Source organism: Enterobacter sp. 5-4 (assembly GCF_000612205.1).
GTDB classification, from domain to species: Bacteria; Pseudomonadota; Gammaproteobacteria; order Enterobacterales; family Enterobacteriaceae; genus Enterobacter; species Enterobacter roggenkampii.
This window is the reverse complement of record NZ_JFHW01000009.1, coordinates 270,003-287,998: the sequence shown is the minus strand read 5'-3', so window position 1 is coordinate 287,998 and position 17,996 is coordinate 270,003. Positions and strand designations below refer to the sequence as shown.

Here is a 17,996-nt window from a genome sequence, read left to right as displayed (position 1 = left end):
CAACCTGTGTGCCAGGTCAGACGCTAAGAACCGCAGGGTGTTCAGGAAAACTCTTCTTAAATTAAAGCGTAGATGGCATTTGCAAAACTTGCATGCCCATAAAATCTACTTTCAATGACATATCAATAACTCATCCAAAAATTTCCACTCTGGTAATAAGGCAAAAGCACATTTTTCATTCAGCGGTCATGTAAATGAAAGCCGGTTGTCATCTGATAAGTTAAAAATAATGGGTTAATCAGACTGATTAGCAGGCAAAAAATTTTGGGATGTACGGGAATGGCGGTTACACTTCACCCGCTGATTATTTGACTACAGGAAAGAATGGATTGTGACCAAACTCAAACTTCTGGCATTAGGCATCCTTGCCGCGACCGCAGTAAGCACCGCACAGGCGGAAAGTCAGTGGAAGGTTGGCGCGGGTGTTGGCGTCATTAACAGCCCGTACAAACAGTATGACCGTGATGTTTATCCTGTGCCGGTTATCACCTATGAAGGCGATAACGTCTGGTTCCGTGGGCTCGGCGGCGGCTACTATCTGTGGAACGATACGGCCGATAAGCTCTCCATCATGGCGTACTACGATCCTACGCACTTCAAGCCGGGTGACAGCGACAGCCACGCGCTTCGCCAGCTCGACAAGCGTAAAAGCTCGATGATGGCCGGCCTCTCTTATGTGCATAACACCCAGTATGGCTTCCTGCGTACGGCCCTGGCAGGCGATACGCTGGATAACAGCAACGGCTTTATCTGGGATCTGGCGTGGCTGTACCGTTACACCAACGGTGGTCTGACCCTGACGCCGGGTATCGGTGTGCAGTACAACAGCGAGAACTACAATGACTACTATTATGGCGTCTCTAAAAACGAGTCCCGTCGTAGCGGTCTGAAGAGCTACAGCGCAGATGACGGCTGGGATCCGTACCTGGAGCTGACCGCGAGCTATAACTTCCTTGGCGACTGGAGCGTGTACGGTACTGGCCGTTATGAGCGTCTGAGCGATGAAGTGAAAGACAGCCCGATGGTCGATAAGTCCTGGGCAGGCATCTTCTCTGTCGGTGTGACCTACAAGTTCTGATTGCGCACTTATATTGTGCAATTGGTGCATCAAAACGGGGCGCTTGCGCCCCGTTTGCTTTAGTGTGGTGCAGCGAGATTATCGCTTAATAATGCGGATCGTCTGACCTAAACGAGATGGCTTTTCTTCACTCGCTTTTTGCGGGGTAGTCACGCAGGCCGTTTCCACGCAGACAAAGGTTTTATAACCGTCGTCAGGCACGTCGGCCATGCTGACAGACAGTGCAGGACCCGGGTTCCAGCCCACCACGTTGCTGTGATGGTGATGTACTACCTCAATGCCGCGGTTCAGGGCACCGTCGTGGATCATGCTGCATGCTTCCGGATGCAGATAGACGCGGTCGGTACGGTCAGGAAACGCCTGAACGCCGTCGCTGAGTTTGCCTTCTTTCGCGTTGTCGACTTTATCGATAAAGGTATCGCCAAGGCCACTCACCTTCACAGCGCTGATGTCACCCACGTTGAAATAGGTGTGCAGGGCGGAGGTGGTTTCGAACTCGCCGTGGGCTTCCAGTTCGATTTCACAGGTTTTACCCAGCTTAAAGCGGGCGTACAGGGTGAAATCGTGCGGCCACAGGGCGCGCGTTTCGTCATTTGCCTGCAGCTCAAAGGTCAGCACGGCGCCGCTGTCGTCTTCGTTATGCGCTTTCAGGGTCCACTGCTGGTTACGGGCAAAACCGTGAGAAGGCAAACCCGGCTGTGCGGACGGGCCGAACCACGGCCAGCAGATCGGTACGCCACCACGGATTGCAGCCCCTTTTTTGAAGGAGGTCGCATCACTGAGCCACAATCCCTCAACTTCACCTTCCGGCTTCCAGGAGAGCAGGTGGGCGCCGTTCAGCGCCACGGAGGCCTTAACGCGTGGATGGTCAACGACGATAACGTCGGCACCGTCAATCTGGCGGCGGGAGAGCACAGGGGTAAGTTGTTCGACTACCGGAAGTGCAAAAATTTTATTAATCATTAAGCAATCCTCTGTCTTATAAATAAAAAAGGCGACCGAAGTCGCCTTTTTGGATCAAACACTCATCTCAACTTATTTGGAGATGTGAGCGATCAGGTCCAGTACTTTGTTAGAGTAGCCGGTTTCGTTGTCGTACCAGGATACCAGTTTAACGAAGTTGTCGTTCAGTGCGATACCTGCTTTAGCATCGAACACGGAAGTGCACACTTCGCCGTTGAAATCGGTAGAAACAACGTCGTCTTCGGTGTAACCCAGAACGCCTTTCATTGGGCCTTCGGAAGCAGCTTTGATTGCTTTCTTAATTTCTTCATAAGAAGCAGCTTTTTCCAGACGAACGGTCAGGTCAACAACGGATACGTTAGGAGTTGGAACGCGGAACGCCATACCAGTCAGTTTGCCATTCAGTTCTGGCAGTACTTTACCTACAGCTTTAGCCGCACCGGTAGAGGATGGGATGATGTTCTGAGCCGCGCCACGGCCGCCGCGCCAGTCTTTGTGAGACGGGCCATCAACGGTTTTCTGAGTAGCGGTGGTTGCGTGAACGGTGGTCATCAGACCTTCGATGATGCCGAAGTTGTCGTTGATAACTTTAGCCAGCGGTGCCAGGCAGTTGGTGGTGCAGGATGCGTTGGAAACGATGTCCTGGCCAGCGTAAGTTTCGAAGTTTGCACCACGAACGAACATTGGGGTGTTGTCTTTGGAAGGACCCGTCAGAACAACTTTCTTCGCACCCGCAGTGATGTGTTTACGTGCAGTTTCGTCGGTCAGGAAGATACCGGTTGCTTCAGCAACAACGTCAACACCAATTTCGTTCCATTTCAGGTTAGCTGGGTCTTTCTCAGCAGTAACGCGGATGGTTTTGCCATTTACAACCAGGTGGCCGTCTTTCACTTCAACGGTGCCGTCGAAACGACCGTGAGTTGAGTCGTACTTCAGCATGTACGCCATGTATTCAGCGTCCAGGAGATCGTTGATACCAACGATTTCGATGTCAGAACGTTTCTGAGCAGCACGGAAAACAATACGGCCGATACGGCCAAAACCGTTGATACCTACTTTGATAGTCATATATTCCACCAGCTATTTGTTAGTGAATAAAAGGTTGCCTGTAAAATTACAAAAACCTTACGCAGCGTCAAGCGGAATCGTGTCAATCATTGCGACAAATCAATCCTGTGACTAACGTTTGTGCGACTGACTCGCCTCACTTTCCCTTTGAGCTTGCAACCACATGGGGGCTGCGCCCGGAATTTTAAAGTCCTCGCAGGATAAAAATGTGAATATGATCACAATTGCCTGACCGCCTTTTCGCGACACATAAGTTTAGATCAAAAGTGCACGCAAGGGTGTTAATGTTTTGTTAGAATGCGGGGTAAAAGATGTCTGTTTCTACAGCGAGATGTAAGCATATGTCGAACCAACGTAACCCCGACGATTTGAAAAAAAACCTCACAGAAATGCAGTTTTACGTGACGCAAAACCACGGGACGGAACCGCCGTTCACCGGGCGTTTACTGCACAACAAGCGAGACGGCGTCTACCACTGCCTGGTCTGTGATGCCCCGCTGTTTAATTCCCAAACGAAATTTGATTCGGGCTGCGGCTGGCCGAGCTTTTACGAGCCGGTGAGCGATGAGGCTATCCGCTATCTGACCGACGCGTCGCACGGCATGGTGCGCACGGAAATTCGCTGTGGCAACTGTGATGCGCACCTTGGACACGTCTTCCCGGATGGCCCTCAGCCAACGGGCGAGCGTTTCTGCGTGAATTCCGCCTCAATGAGCTTCACTGACGACGAAAACGGCGACCAGATCAAGGGTTGAAAAAACGATTCAGCAAATTATTCCTTTAAAAGGGCGGGATTGTGAATATTGAAGACATGATTAGCGGGATGACGCCGGAGATTTATCAGCGTCTGGTCACCGCCGTAGAGCTGGGAAAATGGCCCGATGGCGTCGCGCTGACCCCGGAGCAGAAAGAGAACAGCCTGCAGCTGGTGATGCTGTGGCAGGCGCGCAACAACACCGACGCGCAGCACATGACGATCGACACCCGTGGTCAGATGGTGATGAAGAGCAAGCGTGAGCTGAAAGAGGACTTCGGTATCACCCCGAAGCCGATTGCGACTTTCAAATAATGCTCTCATGTAGGCCGGGTAAGCGCTAGCGCCACCCGGCACGCTACACTTTAGTGCGGGATCCCGAGCGACGCCGCCAGCTGCTTCGCTAATTGGTTTTCATCATCCGCGCCGTACTCCCAGAACATCGCCCCGGCGAGACCTTTCTCTTTGATGTAGTCCGCTTTGATCGCCACGGATCGCGGGTTCTCATACGAAATCGCAAACAGCGCGTTGCCATCGGCACCCTTCACCGAAAGCCACGGCACTTTCGCCTGGTCGTCCCAGTGCTCGGTAAAGCGTTTCTGCGGATCGTTCAGCAGCTTTTTGACGATATCGTTGTACTTCACGTAGGTATCTTTGGTCAGGTCATAGCCGAGCGACTTGAACAACCCGATCTCCTGCGGCCCGAAGTAGGGCTGAGTGGCCGGATTTTTTTGCGCATCGGGTTTCGTCCAGTCAATGCCCGGCTCCACGGCGCGTTTCGGTACGCGGCCATAGAAACCAATCCCGAGATTCATCTGCTGTGGCTTCAGCCCGGCGGCCAGATAGTTGTTCACCACAAAATCGACGCTGTATTTGTCCGCGGCGGCCACCGTCGGCCAGGCGCTGGAGTCGTACAGGTTGGCATTGAAATACTGCGTGCCGTACGCCATGTCGTAGGTCATCAGGTTGATGTAATCGAGCAGGGGCGCAATGGCTTTCACATCCACCCAGCTTTTCGGACTTTCCGCATTCGCGCCTACCGCAATGGTCACCAGCTTTTTATGCCCGAACGCGTCGCGCATCTCCTTCAGCAGGGCGGTAAAGTTTTCCCTGTCGGTGGGCTGGCTTGCCACCAGGCCCCAGGCGCCGTTGACCGGATACTCCCAGTCGAGGTCGATCCCGTCCAGACCATATTTTTCAACAATCTCCTGCGCGGAGCGGATGAACACCGCGCGGCTCTCTTGGGTTGCCGCTGCGCCAGAGAAACCACGCGCGCCCCAGCCGCCGACGGAGAGCAGGACCTTAAGATTTGGGTTTTGCTTACGCAGCGTGGGGATTAAGGCCAGATCGGACGCCACTTTTGGCGATAGCCAGATTTGATGCAGCTTCGCCGGATCTTTCAGCGCGGCGTTGGTTTCGTCTTTTTCGTCGTTATAGACCAGACCAAACGAGTAGTTCAGGTGGGTGATCTGGCGAACGTCCAGCTTATTGATATCGCCACCCGGTCCGGCGGTGACGTCGCCACCCCCGTTAAAGTAGCCTACGGACATCAGGGAACTGGCGGAGGCAACTGATGCGCAAAGCAAGGGTAGTGCTGCCAGCAAGGGCAAACGTTTCATACAAGTTCCTCTTTGACTTAATAAAAATAACCACGCCACGGAAAAGGCGTGGCGAAAAAACAGCCTGAAGAGAATAGCATTGCCGCTTCGCTGAGGTTGCGAGGGAGTTCACTTTATGGGGATCGGAGGGGGAGTTTTGCCGGGTGGCGCTGACGCTTACCCGGCCTACCAGACCAAAGAAGTAGGCAGAGTAAGGGCGCAGCCGCCACCCGGCTTAAAAGACTACGCCTGCGTTTCCAGCCAGTCTTCGAGCGTATACAGCGTCGCGCCTTCCGCAGCCATATCCATAAACGCCTGAGCGCTATCCTGCGGTTGAATGTTCACCCCGCGGCAGCCGTCGGTGATGACGCTGACGGTGTAGCCAAGCTGAAGCGCATCCAGCACGGTGAACTTCACGCAGTAGTCCGTTGCCAGCCCCAGCACAATCAGCTCGGTGATTTCATGGTGACGTAACCAGGCGTCCAGCGCCGTTTTCTGGCGATGCCCGTTATCAAAAAACGCGCTATAGCTGTCGATAGCCGGGTTTTCACCTTTATGGAACACCGCGTCGATGGCTTTCTGGTTCAGGAGCGGATGTAACACCGCGCCTTCCGTTTGCTGTACGCAGTGATCCGGCCAGAAAGTTTGCGCCAGCCCGTCGAGTTCACCCTGGGTGAAGGGCTCGACATTGTGCTGGCTGGCAAAGCTGCCGTGATTTGCCGGGTGCCAGTCCTGGCTTGCGACAACTGCTTCACCACGGGCTTTGCACCAGTCAATCAGCGTGTTGGCCACGTCAACGGTGCTGTCACCTTCGGCGACGGCCAGCGCACCGCCCGCGCAGAAATCATTTTGCAAATCGACCAGGAGCAGGGCGCGTTGCTTCATGAGACCTCCTTATTCGTCAGGCGTCAGTTCGCCGCGCAGGTTTTGCATCATCGCGCTGCGAATGGACTGAATGTCCAGATCCTGACTCAGTAAATAGTGAAGTTTAGTCAGCGTTGCCTCAACGGTCATATCGAAACCGCTGATCACCCCCGCATGCGCCAGCGCGTTGCCGGTGGCATAGCCGCCCATATTCACTTTACCGGACATACACTGGGTCAGGTTCACCACCACAATTCCGCGTTCGCTGGCTTCCTGAAGCTCTTTCAGAAACTCGCCGTTTTGCGGCGCATTGCCCACGCCATAGGAGCGCAGGATAAGCGCTTTCACCGGCTGGCGCAGGAAGTTACGCACCACGTCCGCAGAGATACCCGGATAAATGGTCACCACGCCAATCGGTTGCGGAGTAATCGGATGCACAATCAGCTCGCCCGCGGTGTTCGGTGCAGGCGGGGTTCCCAGACGACGGATATGAATCCCGGCCTCCAGCAGCGGCTGCAGGTTAGGTGAGGCAAAGGCGTCAAAGCCGTCGGCGTGGGCTTTGGTGGTGCGGTTACCGCGATACAGACGGTTGTTAAAGAACAACGACACTTCGTTAATCGGGTAATTCGCCGCCACGTACAGGGAGTTCAGCAGGTTGATCTGCCCGTCGGAGCGCAGCTCCGCCAGCGGAATTTGCGACCCGGTGACGATAACCGGCTTGCTCAGGTTCTCCAGCATGAAGGAGAGCGCCGAGGCGGTAAACGCCATGGTGTCGGTACCGTGCAGGATCACGAAGCCGTCGTACTGGTCGTAATGGGCTTTAATGTCATCCGCGATGTGCTGCCAGTCTTCCGGCGTCATGTCGGAGGAGTCCATCAGCGGCTCGTATTCGTGGATGGTAAAGTCAGGCATTTCCGGACGGTGGAATTCGGGCATCAGCGCAAGCTGACGCTGCAGGTGGCCGGAGACGGGGATATAGCCGTTTTCGGAGCGCTGCATACCGATGGTACCGCCAGTGTAGGCTACATAAATCGATTTCTTCTGCATGGTAGTGAGTTCTTGTTCTTCAAAAGAAAAAAATCCCCTCTTCGTAGGAAGAGGGGACGGTTTTTAACGGACGTTCGCGCAGGTCAGGCAAAACGCGTAACGACTCTGTGGATCGTTAAAGGCCGCAAGCTTATCGCTTTCTGCCTTCATCGCTTTTGCCGCCGTGGCGACCGGCGCAGGCAGGTAAGCCTGCAGCGCCTCCGGCAGCATGGCGCGTACCGAGCCGGACATGCTGTCCATGACCATATCGAAGAACGACGGTTCGTCCTGGTAATACTCGATATGCCACTGCTTCAGCTTCGCCAGTTCGGCGGCTTTCTTCACCGCGTCATCGAAGTCGCCCAGGCTGTCCACCAGTCCGTTGCTCTTCGCATCCTGACCGGTCCAGACGTGGCCCTGCGCAATCTGGTCGATCTGCTCAGGCGTCTTTTTGCGCGAGTCGGCGACCAGGGTGATAAAGCGTTTATAGCCGTTCTCAATGCTGAGCTGCATCATCTCAGAGACTTCCGGCGGCAGGGATTTGGTCACCGCGACATCCGCGAGCGGAGAGGTCGCTACGCCGTCAGTATGCACGCCCAGAGAACCCAGGCTGTTTTCTACGGTGTTGATCACCCCGAAGATGCCAATCGAGCCGGTGAGCGTGCTTGGGTTCGCCACGATGTAGTTGGCTGGCGTTGAGATCCAGTAACCCCCGGAGGCGGCCATTCCGCCCATTGAGACGACGACCGGCTTACCGGCGGCGCGGGCCGCGGCCAGTTCAGCGCGGATCACTTCGGAGGCGCTGACGCTACCGCCAGGGCTGTTGACCCGCAGGACAATCGCCTTCACTTTCGGATCGAGGCGCGCATCGCGGATTTGTGACGCGGTGGTGTCGCCGCCCACGTTCCCCGGAGTCTCCTGACCGTCCATGATCGCACCGTTAGCAAAGACCACCGCGACGCTGTCCCCGTTCTCATCCGGTTTCTTCGTCGAGTAATCATACATGCTGATGGCGCTGTAATTTTTGTCCTCTTTGCTCCAGCCAAACTGTTTGCTCAGGGATTTTTCAATCTCGGCGCTGGTGCCCAGGGCATCAACCAGTTTGTTATCGAGCGCGTATTTCGCGGTATCGCCGTCAACCTTACGCAGGCCTTCCAGCACGCCCTGCGCGCCAGGGAACACCTGCTCAGGCGTAATCTGACGGTTAGCGGCAACGGTGCCGAGATAGTTCTGCCACAGCTCGCCAATCCAGCGGCTGTCCGCTTCGCGGGCGGCAGGGGACATATCGTCGCGGATAAACGGCTCCACGGCGGATTTGTACGTACCGACGCGGAAGACGTGGGTGGTGACCTTCAGCTTATCGAGCAGCGATTTATAGTACAGGCCGTTGGTGGCAAAGCCGTGCAGATCGACCGTACCCTGCGGGGAGAGCCAGATTTTATTGGCGAAGCTCGCCAGATAATATTGCCCCTGGCTGTAGCTGTCGCCCACGGCAATGACCGGCTTGCCGCTGTCGCGGAATTCGCGCAGCGCTTTACCGATGTACTGCATAGACGGCTGATCGCCGCCGGCAAAATCTTTCAGATCCAGCACGATGCCGGTGATGTTGCGGTCATCTTTGGCCTGACGGATGGCATCGACGATATCGAACAGGGAGTTTTCCTGCAGGCGGTCGGACGTGGCGCCAAACAGCTGACGGCTGATCACACCCAGACGGTTGCTGGCTGACGGTTTATCAACGATGACGCCGGTGATATCGAGTAACAGGGCCCCGCGAGTCGAATGCTGCGCCTGATTTGCGTTGCTGATGTGCATCCAGATGCCCGCGCAAACCAGAACCAGCAGGATGAAGAAGATATTCATCACCAGGTTGCGGACGAAGTTGAGCAGTCGCCACGTCCATTTAAAGAAACCGGCAATAATTCGCCAAAGGGTTCGCATGTATTCTCCCTAACCAGAAAATGACTGTTTCCGTCGCCACTGGACGGTAATGTTGGGTTATCGTAATGACCCAACCGCCACTTGTCAGCAGGAATCGCCTGCCAGGCTGTAACAAAATCTGCCGTCGTGTTAATTTTGTGAGTAAATTTCAAGAAAGGAGTTAACCAATGGACGCACTCGAACTGCTTGTTAACCGCCGTAGCGCTTCCCGTCTGGCCGAACCTGCCCCGGCAGGCGAGCAGCTGGAGAACATTCTGCGTGCCGGCATGCGTGCCCCCGATCATGGCACGCTGCAGCCGTGGCACTTCTTTGTGATTGAAGGCGAAGGCCGCGATCGTTTCAGTAAACTGCTCGAGCAGGGGGCGGTGGCCGCAGGGCAGGATGAGAAAGGAATCGAGAAGGCGCGTAATGCCCCATTCCGCGCCCCGATGATCATCGCTGTCGTGGCAAAATGCCAGGCGGATCATAAAGTCCCGGTCTGGGAACAGGAAATGTCTGCGGGCTGTGCGGTGATGGCGATGCAGATGGCCGCCGTCGCGCAAGGCTTTAACGGTATCTGGCGCACCGGTGCGCTGACCGAAAGCCCGGCGGTCCGGGACGGTTTTGCCTGCGGTGAGCATGACAAAATTGTCGGTTTCCTCTATCTCGGTACTCCGCAGCTTAAAGCCTCCAGCACCATCAGCGTGCCGGACACCACGCCTTTCGTCAGCCGTTTCTGATAGCGCGCGCTAAACTGTCTGGATTCTGAGCATCTGCCGCAGAATTCAGACAGTCATACTTACCTCTTTATGGAATGAGCGCTACCATAGCGCGATTGAGATGACAGGAGACGTCCATGAGCGAGCAAACCATTCGTTTAACGCAGTACAGCCACGGAGCCGGTTGCGGTTGTAAAATTTCCCCTAAAGTGCTGGAGACCATCCTGCACAGCGAACAGGCGAAGTTTGTCGACCCGAACCTGCTTGTCGGCAACGAAACGCGTGACGATGCAGCGGTTTATGACCTGGGTAACGGCACCAGCATTATCAGCACCACCGACTTCTTTATGCCGATTGTCGACAACCCGTTCGATTTCGGGCGTATTGCGGCCACTAACGCCATCAGCGATATCTTCGCCATGGGCGGCAAACCGATTATGGCGATCGCTATTCTGGGCTGGCCGATCAACACCATCCCGCCGGAAGTAGCCCGTGAAGTGATTGATGGCGGCCGTTTCGCCTGCCAGCAGGCGGGGATTGCGCTGGCCGGTGGTCACTCTATCGATGCGCCGGAGCCTATCTTCGGCCTGGCCGTGACCGGCGTGGTCCCGACCGAGCGCGTGAAGCGCAACAGTACCGCGCAGGCGGGCTGCAAGCTGTTCCTCACCAAGCCGTTGGGCATTGGCGTGCTGACCACCGCCGAGAAAAAATCCCTGCTCAAACCGGAGCACAAAGGGCTGGCAACCGAAGTCATGTGCCAGATGAACCTCGCGGGTGCGGCGTTCGCCAATATCGACGGCGTGAAGGCGATGACCGACGTGACCGGTTTTGGTCTGCTGGGGCACCTCTCCGAAGTGTGTCAGGGCGCGGGCGTGCAGGCGCAGGTCTGGTATCAGGACGTGCCGAAGCTACCGGGCGTGGAAGAGTATATTGCTCAGGGCGCGGTCCCGGGCGGTACCCAGCGCAACTTCGCCAGCTATGGTCACCTGATGGGCGAAATGCCAGAAGAATGGCGCAACCTGCTGTGCGATCCGCAAACCTCCGGCGGCCTGCTGCTGGCGGTCACGCCAGAATCCGAAGCCGAGGTTCAGGCAACGGCCGCCGAGTTCGGCATTACCCTGACGGCGATCGGCGAGCTGGTGACCGCGCGCGGTGGCCGACCGATGATTGAGATCCGTTAATTCGATGCGGTTGTTTATTGCCGAAAAGCCGAGCCTGGCCCGTGCCATTGCCGATGTGCTGCCTAAGCCGCATCGCAAAGGCGACGGCTTTATCGAATGCGGTAACGGGCAGGTGGTCACCTGGTGTATCGGTCACCTGCTTGAGCAGGCGCAGCCGGATGTCTATGACAGCCGCTACGCCCGCTGGAATTTAAACGATCTGCCCATCGTGCCGGAAAAATGGCGCCTGCAGCCCCGACCTTCGGTGACCAAACAGCTCAACGTGATCAAGCGCTTCCTGCATGAAGCCGATGAAATCGTGCACGCGGGTGACCCGGACAGGGAAGGACAGCTGCTGGTGGATGAGGTGCTGGACTATCTGGAGCTGGCGCCGGAAAAGCGCCAGCAGGTGCAGCGCTGTCTGATCAACGACCTCAACCCGCAGGCGGTGGAGCGTGCGATCTCGCGCCTGCGCGCCAACAGCGAATTTATTCCGCTGTGCGTCTCGGCGCTGGCCCGCGCGCGCGCCGACTGGCTGTACGGCATCAACATGACCCGCGCCTACACCATCCTCGGGCGCAACGCGGGCTATCAGGGCGTGCTCTCGGTGGGGCGCGTGCAGACGCCGGTGCTGGGGCTGGTCGTGCGTCGTGATGAAGAGATTGAGAACTTCGTCGCCAAAGATTTCTTTGAAGTGAAAGCGCATATCGTCACGCCTAAAGACGAACGCTTTACCGCCGTCTGGCAGCCGAGCGATGCCTGCGAGTCATATCAGGATGAAGAGGGACGTTTGCTGCACCGTCCGCTGGCGGATCATGTGGTTAACCGCATTACCGGACAGCCCGCTATCGTCACCAGCTATAACGATAAACGGGAATCAGAACCCGCGCCGCTGCCGTTCTCGCTGTCGGCCCTGCAGATCGAGGCCGCAAAGCGCTTTGGCCTCAGCGCGCAGAACGTGCTGGATATCTGCCAGAAGCTCTATGAAACCCATAAGCTGATCACCTATCCGCGTTCGGATAGCCGCTACCTGCCGGAAGAGCATTTTGCCGGTCGTCATTCGGTGATGAACGCCATTAGCGTGCACGCGCCGGATCTGCTGCCGCAGCCGGTGGTGAACCCAGATACCCATAACCGCTGCTGGGACGACAAAAAGGTGGACGCCCACCACGCGATTATCCCGACGGCGCGCGCCAGCAGCGTCAACCTGACGGATAACGAAGCGAAGGTCTACAACCTGATCGCTCGTCAGTACCTGATGCAGTTCTGCCCGGACGCGGTGTTCCGCAAATGCGTGATCGAGCTGGAAATCGCAAAAGGGAAGTTTATCGCCAAAGCCCGTTTCCTCGCGGAAGCAGGCTGGCGCACGCTGCTCGGCAACAAAGAGCGTGACGAAGAGAACGACGGTACGCCGCTGCCCGTGGTGGCTAAAGACGACGAACTGCTGTGCGAGAAAGGGGAAGTGGTGGAACGCCAGACCCAGCCGCCGCGCCATTTTACCGATGCGACGCTGCTGTCGGCTATGACCGGGATCGCCCGGTTCGTGCAGGATAAAGATCTGAAGAAAATCCTGCGCGCCACCGACGGTCTGGGCACGGAGGCAACCCGCGCGGGGATCATCGAGCTGCTCTTTAAGCGCGGTTTTCTTGAGAAAAAAGGGCGCTATATCCATTCGACCGAGCCGGGCCGCGCGCTGATTCATTCCCTGCCTGAGCTGGCCGCCAGGCCGGACATGACCGCGCACTGGGAGTCGGTGCTGACGCAGATCAGCGAGAAGCAGTGCCGCTATCAGGACTTTATGCAGCCGCTGGTGGGGACGCTTTACCAGCTGATCGATCAGGCGCGCAGCACGCCCGTGAAAACGTTCAGAGGGATGGTTGCACCCGGTGGTGGCGCGAAGAAACCGTTTAAAAAGAAAAAGAGCGCGGCCGCCTCTTAACCCGTAGGCCGGGTCAGGCGAAGCCGCCACCCGGCGATAGACAGCTCTGCGGCCTGAAAAAAGCCCGGTGGCGGCTACGCCTTACCGGGCCTACAGGGCGAGAACGCCGCGAAAACTTAAATCACACCCTGCCCAATCATCGCATCCGCCACCTTCACGAACCCGGCGATATTCGCCCCGCGCACGTAATTGGTTTGCGATGCTTCACCGCCGTACTCCACGCAGGCGTGGTGAATATCCAGCATGATATGGTGCAGGCGCGCATCCACTTTCTCTGCCTTCCAGCAGAGACGCGCGGCGTTTTGCGCCATCTCGAGGCCGGAGGTTGCCACGCCGCCCGCGTTGGCGGCCTTGCCCGGTGCAAACAGCACGCCTGCCTCCAGGAACAGGTCCGTCGCGTCGATCGTGGTCGGCATGTTTGCCCCTTCGGCGACCGCTTTTACGCCGTTGCTAATCAACGTGCGCGCGGCTTCAGCATCCAGCTCGTTCTGCGTGGCGCACGGCAGGGCGATATCCACCGGCACGCCCCACGGCTGTTTACCTTCGAGGTAGGTCAGGCCAAACTCCCGGGCGTAATCCGCTACGCGTCCATCGCGGCTGGCTTTGATTTCACACAGGCGCGTCAGCTTCTCTGCCGTGAAGCCCGCTTCATCCACCACCGTTCCGCTGGAGTCAGAGGCGGTCACCACGCGAGCGCCAAACTGCATCGCTTTCTCAATCGCGTACTGCGCCACGTTACCGGAGCCGGAAACGGCTACGCGCATGCCTTCGAAGCCTAAGCCGTGACGCTTGAGCATGGCCTCTGTGAAGTAAACCAGGCCGTACCCGGTCGCTTCCGGGCGGATCAGGCTCCCGCCAAACGACAGCCCTTTGCCGGTAAAGACGCAGGCGCTGTTGTTGGAAAGCTTTTTCATCATCCCGGCCATAAAGCCCACTTCACGTCCGCCCACGCCGATATCACCGGCAGGCACGTCGGTGTCCGGGCCGAGGTGACGGTAGAGTTCGGTCATCAGCGCCTGGCAGAAACGCATCACTTCACCTTCGCTTTTGCCTTTCGGGTCGAAATCGCTGCCGCCTTTTCCGCCGCCCATGGGCAGCGTGGTCAGCGCGTTTTTAAAGGTCTGCTCGAAGCCGAGGAATTTCAGAATCGACAGGTTCACGGACGGATGGAAACGCATGCCGCCCTTAAACGGGCCGATGGCCGAGTTAAACTGGACGCGCCACGCGCGGTTAACCTGCACCTGATTGCGATCGTCCACCCACGTCACGCGGAACTGGATCACGCGCTCTGGCTCGACAAGGCGTTCAAGCAAAGACATCTGGCGATAGCGCGGGTTTTGTTCAAGGAAGGGCCACAGGGTGGTCATCACTTCGCGCACGGCCTGGGCGAACTCGCTTTGGTGCGGGTCGCGCTGCTGAACATGGGCAAGGAAACTTTCCAGAGAGCGTGTCTGATCCATAGATATAAGAACCTCTTATAATAATGTTTGTATATGACTTATGCGTTTTGTGTTGTTTTTTTGACTATACCACCCGTACCGCTTTGTGTGGCAAGCAGAAATTCAGGACGAAAGGGAAATTAATGACAGGTGCTGCGTCATAACCAAAAGCGATGACGAGATAAATTAAAGGTTCCGCGCGGGTTTACCGTTATAGTCATTATCAAGGGAACAACAGGAAGATGTGTCTATGAACCGTTATGTACTTACCGCATTATGTGCGATTTTTACCGCAGGCGCGCAGGCTGAACGCATTCGCCCGGATGTGGAAGTGAATGTGCCGCCGGAAGTGTTTACCTCCAGCGGCCAGAATCAAACGGTGCAACCCTGTAATCAGTGCTGCATCTATCAGAATCAAAACTACTCGGAAGGGGCCGTCGTGAAGGCGGAGGGCGTGCTGTTGCAGTGCCAGCGCGACGAGCGCGCCATCAGCACGAACCCGCTGGTCTGGCGTCGCGTAAAACAATAAACGCCTCCAGCAGGGGAATATCCGCGGGGGCTAAGGTATAGCCAAACGCCTCTTCAGGCGTACACCACGCCAGCGCGCTGTGGTAGTGCGCCGTGAGCGCACCGCTAAACGCAGGAACGTGCCAGGCGTGCAGGTTGATTAAGCGCTGCGAGACTTCGCGCTGGTGGCTTGCCACGTATTGCGTAGGCCGCGCTTCAATACCTAACTCTTCACGCAGCTCGCGGATAAGCGCCTCGGGCTGGGTTTCACCTGCCTCGACTTTGCCGCCAGCAAATTCCCACATGCCAGGCTGGTCGGCGTGGGCAGGGCGCTGCGCCAGTAAAATTTTGTCGTCTTTTTCGATGATGGCGGCAACGACATCGAGTGTTTTCAGCATGGTCGTCAATAATTGATAGCGAAAAAAGACATATTATCGTGCCCTTTCTCAGAGTCCAGCTATCAGGAGAATCAGGTGAAAGAGACTACCGCCTGGGTTGCCCCTATCGAATCCCTTCCCGCCAGCCTTAAACCCATTGCCGTGATGCAGAAAAAGCATTTTGGCGCCGTGCTGAATCCCACGCGCTGGTGGGGGCGCATGCCGCGTCTGTTCTGGCTGGTGGCGCTGTTCGTCGGTTTTCTGGAGCGTCGTCGCGCGCGCCTGTCACCCGTGCTGCGTTCGCTGCTCATGACGCGGGTGTCCCAGCTCTGCCACTGCGCTTTCTGTATTGATGCCAACAGCCTGCGGCTGGCCGAGCGCTGCGGTGCGCTGGAAAAGGTGCAGGCCGTGAGCGACTGGCAGGCATCCGCCTTGTTCACGGAGCAGGAGCGCGCGGCGCTGGCCTACGCCGAGGCGGTGACCGCCACGCCGCCCCGGGCGGATGAGGCCATCAGAACGGCGCTGAAGCGCCACTTTACGGATGACGCCATCACCGAGATGACGGCGCTCATTGCCTTTCAGAATCTCTCTGCCCGCTTTAACGCCGCGCTGGATATTCCGGCGCAGGGGCTATGCGCCACCTTTAACGAGACGCCCCATGCTTGATCGCCATTTTCACCCGCGGATAAAACCGGCTCTGAATCGTCTGGTCTCCGTGCTGGACAGGCCGGGCATCACGCCAGACGGATTGACCCTGACAGGGTTTGCCATCGGCGTGCTGGCGCTGCCGTTTCTGGCCCTCGGCTGGTATCCGGCGGCGCTGGTCGCCATCGTGCTTAACCGCCTGCTGGACGGTCTGGACGGGGCGCTGGCGCGCCGCAGAGGCCTGACCGATGCGGGGGGATTTCTCGATATCGCGCTCGACTTTCTGTTCTACGCCCTGGTGCCGTTTGGCTTTGCGCTGGCAGCACCGGCGGAAAATGCGCTGGCGGCCGCCTGGCTGCTGTTCGCGTTTATCGGGACCGGCAGCAGTTTTCTGGCGTTCGCGGCCCTGGCCGCGAAGCACGACATCGACAACCCCGGCTATGCGCACAAGTCGTTTTATTACATCGGCGGGTTAACGGAAGGGACGGAGACCATCGTGCTGTTTGTGCTGTGCTGCCTTTTTCCTGCGCACTTTACGCTCTTCGCGTGGGTATTCGGCGCGCTGTGCTGGCTGACCACCACAACGCGCATCTGGAGCGGCTACGTGACGCTGAAGTCACTTAACCCTTAGCGCGCACTTTCAGGCCCGCGCTCACCGGTCGTCACCGGGTTCTGCGGATGACTGCTCCATTCGTACCAGCCGCCGTCATAGACGGCGATATTCTTCCAGCCCATCGCCCGGGCGTACATAAAGGTTTCAGACGCCCGCCAGCCGGTGCCGCAGTAAAACGCGACGTGCTGTTCCGGCAGAATATTCCAGCGCTTCCACTGGGCGGCGATGTCGTCAGCGTTGCGCATGGTGCCATCCGGGTTATGGAAATCCTCCATGTGGGTGGCATCGCTGCCCGCGTGACCCCAGCGGGCACCGGCAATTTCACCTTTTGGCTTGATGTAGCTGTAGCCGCTGGTTTCGCCGATGAACTCCGGCCACGAGCGTATGCTGACCAGAGAGGCATCCTGACGGTGCAGCATGCCGCGCGCCTGTTCCATATCCACCATCAGCTGCGGCTGACCGGGGATCGGCGCGCCGAAATCGGGGGCGGGCGTCACTTTACCGGGCGTACCGCGCTCAACCGGCAGGCCTGCATCTGACCACGCCTTCCAGCCGCCGTCGAGAATACGCACATCCTTCACGCCCGCATACAGCATAATCTGCGCCACGCGCGCGGCGGCGTAGACGTCGCGGCCATATAAGATGACGGTGGTATCGTGACGGATCCCGTGCTTCGCCAGCATCGCTCTCAGCTTGTCGTCGGAGACTTTATTCCACAGCGGTTCGCTTTCCACCTCGTTGGTGTCGATATAGCCCGCGCCGGGAATGTGGTTCAGCAGGTAAAACTTCGGTGCACCCCAGGCGGCCTCAATCACTTTCCAGTCGCCCGCCGGTGCGGCAGCCACGGGTTTACCCTGCTGGAGCCGGTGGATCCACTGCGGGTAAACCAGCTGTTCAAAGTGAGGCAGGCGCTGAAGGCGCTCGGGCGTCTGCAGAGCATCGCTGAGCAGCGAAACGTGGCGGTACCCGGCTTTCTCCAGGCGGGCTTTCACCGCCTGGTTATCGTTCTCGTCGCCGTACAGGGCGATGGTCGTCGCAGGGGTAAGCTGATGCTGTTTTGCCCACAGCGCAATCTGCTCGTCGCTCATGGCGCTGAGCCAGGCGGCAGCAAGGTTGAGCGCGGCGGGTTCATGCCCGGAGGGGCCGCTAAGCGTCTGCGGCCAGCCGTTATAGAAGGCGCTGGCGCGGGTGTCGACAGGCGTGCCGTGCTGTGCCTGAAGCTGAGACAGCGTGATGGCGTTGGGCATATCAGCCGCCAGCGAGGAAAATGAAGCGAGGCCGCAGAGCAGGGCCAGCGCGGTCAGTTGAGAAACACGTTTCATCGAA

The 17,996-nt window shown here is 57.5% G+C and carries 18 protein-coding genes; 9 read left to right on the top strand and 9 right to left on the bottom strand.

Features of this window, described 5'->3' with window-relative positions:
- The first annotated feature begins 331 nt into the window (after positions 1–331).
- Positions 332–1,078, top strand: a complete 747-nt coding sequence (locus AA74_RS0105805; protein ID WP_025911727.1) for a MipA/OmpV family protein — start codon at positions 332–334, stop codon at positions 1,076–1,078.
- Between the two features lie 78 nt (positions 1,079–1,156).
- Here the strand turns inward: AA74_RS0105805 and AA74_RS0105800 are convergent, their stop codons facing one another.
- Together AA74_RS0105800 and gapA are read right to left on the bottom strand one after the other, a co-directional pair.
- Complete coding sequence (locus tag AA74_RS0105800; protein WP_021241049.1) at positions 1,157–2,041, bottom strand: D-hexose-6-phosphate mutarotase; 885 nt, start codon at positions 2,039–2,041, stop codon at positions 1,157–1,159.
- Positions 2,042–2,113: 72 nt separating this feature from the next.
- Positions 2,114–3,109, bottom strand: coding sequence for a glyceraldehyde-3-phosphate dehydrogenase (gapA, locus tag AA74_RS0105795; RefSeq protein ID WP_006809136.1), 996 nt, complete (start codon positions 3,107–3,109; stop codon positions 2,114–2,116).
- 341 nt (positions 3,110–3,450) lie between these two features.
- Between gapA and msrB the strand changes: the two genes are divergently transcribed.
- Together msrB and AA74_RS0105785 are read left to right on the top strand one after the other, a co-directional pair.
- Positions 3,451–3,864, top strand: a complete 414-nt coding sequence (gene msrB, locus AA74_RS0105790) for a peptide-methionine (R)-S-oxide reductase MsrB (protein WP_025911722.1) — start codon at positions 3,451–3,453, stop codon at positions 3,862–3,864.
- 41 nt (positions 3,865–3,905) lie between these two features.
- Positions 3,906–4,178: a YeaC family protein gene (locus tag AA74_RS0105785; protein WP_023327144.1), complete on the top strand. Its 273-nt coding sequence runs from the start codon at positions 3,906–3,908 to the stop codon at positions 4,176–4,178.
- A 50-nt stretch (positions 4,179–4,228) separates the two neighbouring features.
- On the opposite strand, the gene AA74_RS0105780 is transcribed toward AA74_RS0105785, so the two are convergent.
- The 4 genes from AA74_RS0105780 to sppA form a co-directional block, all read right to left on the bottom strand.
- Positions 4,229–5,482: a glycoside hydrolase family 18 protein gene (locus tag AA74_RS0105780; RefSeq protein ID WP_021241051.1), complete on the bottom strand. Its 1,254-nt coding sequence runs from the start codon at positions 5,480–5,482 to the stop codon at positions 4,229–4,231.
- A 222-nt stretch (positions 5,483–5,704) separates the two neighbouring features.
- Positions 5,705–6,346: a bifunctional nicotinamidase/pyrazinamidase gene (gene pncA / locus AA74_RS0105775; protein ID WP_025911718.1), complete on the bottom strand. Its 642-nt coding sequence runs from the start codon at positions 6,344–6,346 to the stop codon at positions 5,705–5,707.
- 9 nt (positions 6,347–6,355) lie between these two features.
- A complete protein-coding gene (ansA, locus tag AA74_RS0105770) occupies positions 6,356–7,372 on the bottom strand; it encodes an asparaginase (protein WP_008500705.1) in 1,017 nt (338 codons plus the stop codon).
- A 63-nt stretch (positions 7,373–7,435) separates the two neighbouring features.
- A complete protein-coding gene (gene sppA / locus AA74_RS0105765) occupies positions 7,436–9,292 on the bottom strand; it encodes a signal peptide peptidase SppA (protein ID WP_025911716.1) in 1,857 nt (618 codons plus the stop codon).
- Between the two features lie 167 nt (positions 9,293–9,459).
- Between sppA and AA74_RS0105760 the strand changes: the two genes are divergently transcribed.
- The 3 genes from AA74_RS0105760 to AA74_RS0105750 all read left to right on the top strand — a co-directional run bounded on the left by AA74_RS0105760 (position 9,460) and on the right by AA74_RS0105750 (position 13,089).
- Positions 9,460–10,011 (top strand): NAD(P)H nitroreductase, encoded by a 552-nt coding sequence (locus tag AA74_RS0105760; RefSeq protein WP_023343915.1) that lies wholly within the window; start codon positions 9,460–9,462, stop codon positions 10,009–10,011.
- A gap of 116 nt (positions 10,012–10,127) precedes the next feature.
- Entirely contained in the window at positions 10,128–11,171 is a 1,044-nt protein-coding gene (selD, locus tag AA74_RS0105755) for a selenide, water dikinase SelD (protein WP_008500702.1), read from the top strand.
- Between the two features lie 4 nt (positions 11,172–11,175).
- Entirely contained in the window at positions 11,176–13,089 is a 1,914-nt protein-coding gene (locus AA74_RS0105750; protein ID WP_008500701.1) for a DNA topoisomerase III, read from the top strand.
- Positions 13,090–13,205: 116 nt separating this feature from the next.
- On the opposite strand, the gene gdhA is transcribed toward AA74_RS0105750, so the two are convergent.
- On the bottom strand, positions 13,206–14,549 hold the full coding sequence (gdhA, locus tag AA74_RS0105745) for an NADP-specific glutamate dehydrogenase (RefSeq protein WP_023327150.1): 1,344 nt from the start codon (positions 14,547–14,549) through the stop codon (positions 13,206–13,208).
- A 229-nt stretch (positions 14,550–14,778) separates the two neighbouring features.
- Between gdhA and AA74_RS0105740 the strand changes: the two genes are divergently transcribed.
- Positions 14,779–15,057: a DUF1496 domain-containing protein gene (locus tag AA74_RS0105740; protein WP_023327151.1), complete on the top strand. Its 279-nt coding sequence runs from the start codon at positions 14,779–14,781 to the stop codon at positions 15,055–15,057.
- Here the strand turns inward: AA74_RS0105740 and AA74_RS0105735 are convergent.
- Positions 15,017–15,433: a pyrimidine (deoxy)nucleoside triphosphate diphosphatase gene (locus tag AA74_RS0105735; protein WP_025911711.1), complete on the bottom strand. Its 417-nt coding sequence runs from the start codon at positions 15,431–15,433 to the stop codon at positions 15,017–15,019. The two genes, AA74_RS0105740 and AA74_RS0105735, sit on opposite strands and share 41 nt — an antisense overlap.
- Positions 15,434–15,508: 75 nt before the next feature.
- On the opposite strand from AA74_RS0105735, the gene AA74_RS0105730 reads away from it, so the two are divergent.
- Both AA74_RS0105730 and AA74_RS0105725 read left to right on the top strand, forming a co-directional pair.
- Complete coding sequence (locus AA74_RS0105730) at positions 15,509–16,078, top strand: carboxymuconolactone decarboxylase family protein (RefSeq protein ID WP_023327153.1); 570 nt, start codon at positions 15,509–15,511, stop codon at positions 16,076–16,078.
- Entirely contained in the window at positions 16,071–16,688 is a 618-nt protein-coding gene (locus AA74_RS0105725) for a CDP-alcohol phosphatidyltransferase family protein (protein WP_023327154.1), read from the top strand. The genes AA74_RS0105730 and AA74_RS0105725 overlap by 8 nt, the downstream gene beginning before the upstream one ends.
- Here AA74_RS0105725 and AA74_RS0105720 read toward each other — a convergent pair.
- Positions 16,685–17,992, bottom strand: a complete 1,308-nt coding sequence (locus AA74_RS0105720; protein ID WP_023327155.1) for a sulfurtransferase — start codon at positions 17,990–17,992, stop codon at positions 16,685–16,687. The genes AA74_RS0105725 and AA74_RS0105720 overlap by 4 nt on opposite strands.
- Between the last annotated feature and the right edge of the window lie 4 nt (positions 17,993–17,996).

Excerpts from the sequence above, each read along its gene's own strand:
- AA74_RS0105800 (WP_021241049.1), bottom strand. The coding sequence starts at position 2,041 with ATGATTAATAAAATTTTTGCACTTCCGGTAGTCGAACAACTTACCCCT.
- gapA (WP_006809136.1), bottom strand. The coding sequence starts at position 3,109 with ATGACTATCAAAGTAGGTATCAACGGTTTTGGCCGTATCGGCCGTATT.
- msrB (WP_025911722.1), top strand. The coding sequence starts at position 3,451 with ATGTCGAACCAACGTAACCCCGACGATTTGAAAAAAAACCTCACAGAA.
- AA74_RS0105780 (WP_021241051.1), bottom strand. The coding sequence starts at position 5,482 with ATGAAACGTTTGCCCTTGCTGGCAGCACTACCCTTGCTTTGCGCATCA.
- pncA (WP_025911718.1), bottom strand. The coding sequence starts at position 6,346 with ATGAAGCAACGCGCCCTGCTCCTGGTCGATTTGCAAAATGATTTCTGC.
- ansA (WP_008500705.1), bottom strand. The coding sequence starts at position 7,372 with ATGCAGAAGAAATCGATTTATGTAGCCTACACTGGCGGTACCATCGGT.
- sppA (WP_025911716.1), bottom strand. The coding sequence starts at position 9,292 with ATGCGAACCCTTTGGCGAATTATTGCCGGTTTCTTTAAATGGACGTGG.
- AA74_RS0105760 (WP_023343915.1), top strand. The coding sequence starts at position 9,460 with ATGGACGCACTCGAACTGCTTGTTAACCGCCGTAGCGCTTCCCGTCTG.
- selD (WP_008500702.1), top strand. The coding sequence starts at position 10,128 with ATGAGCGAGCAAACCATTCGTTTAACGCAGTACAGCCACGGAGCCGGT.
- AA74_RS0105750 (WP_008500701.1), top strand. The coding sequence starts at position 11,176 with ATGCGGTTGTTTATTGCCGAAAAGCCGAGCCTGGCCCGTGCCATTGCC.
- gdhA (WP_023327150.1), bottom strand. The coding sequence starts at position 14,549 with ATGGATCAGACACGCTCTCTGGAAAGTTTCCTTGCCCATGTTCAGCAG.
- AA74_RS0105740 (WP_023327151.1), top strand. The coding sequence starts at position 14,779 with ATGAACCGTTATGTACTTACCGCATTATGTGCGATTTTTACCGCAGGC.
- AA74_RS0105735 (WP_025911711.1), bottom strand. The coding sequence starts at position 15,433 with ATGCTGAAAACACTCGATGTCGTTGCCGCCATCATCGAAAAAGACGAC.
- AA74_RS0105725 (WP_023327154.1), top strand. The coding sequence starts at position 16,071 with ATGCTTGATCGCCATTTTCACCCGCGGATAAAACCGGCTCTGAATCGT.
- AA74_RS0105720 (WP_023327155.1), bottom strand. The coding sequence starts at position 17,992 with ATGAAACGTGTTTCTCAACTGACCGCGCTGGCCCTGCTCTGCGGCCTC.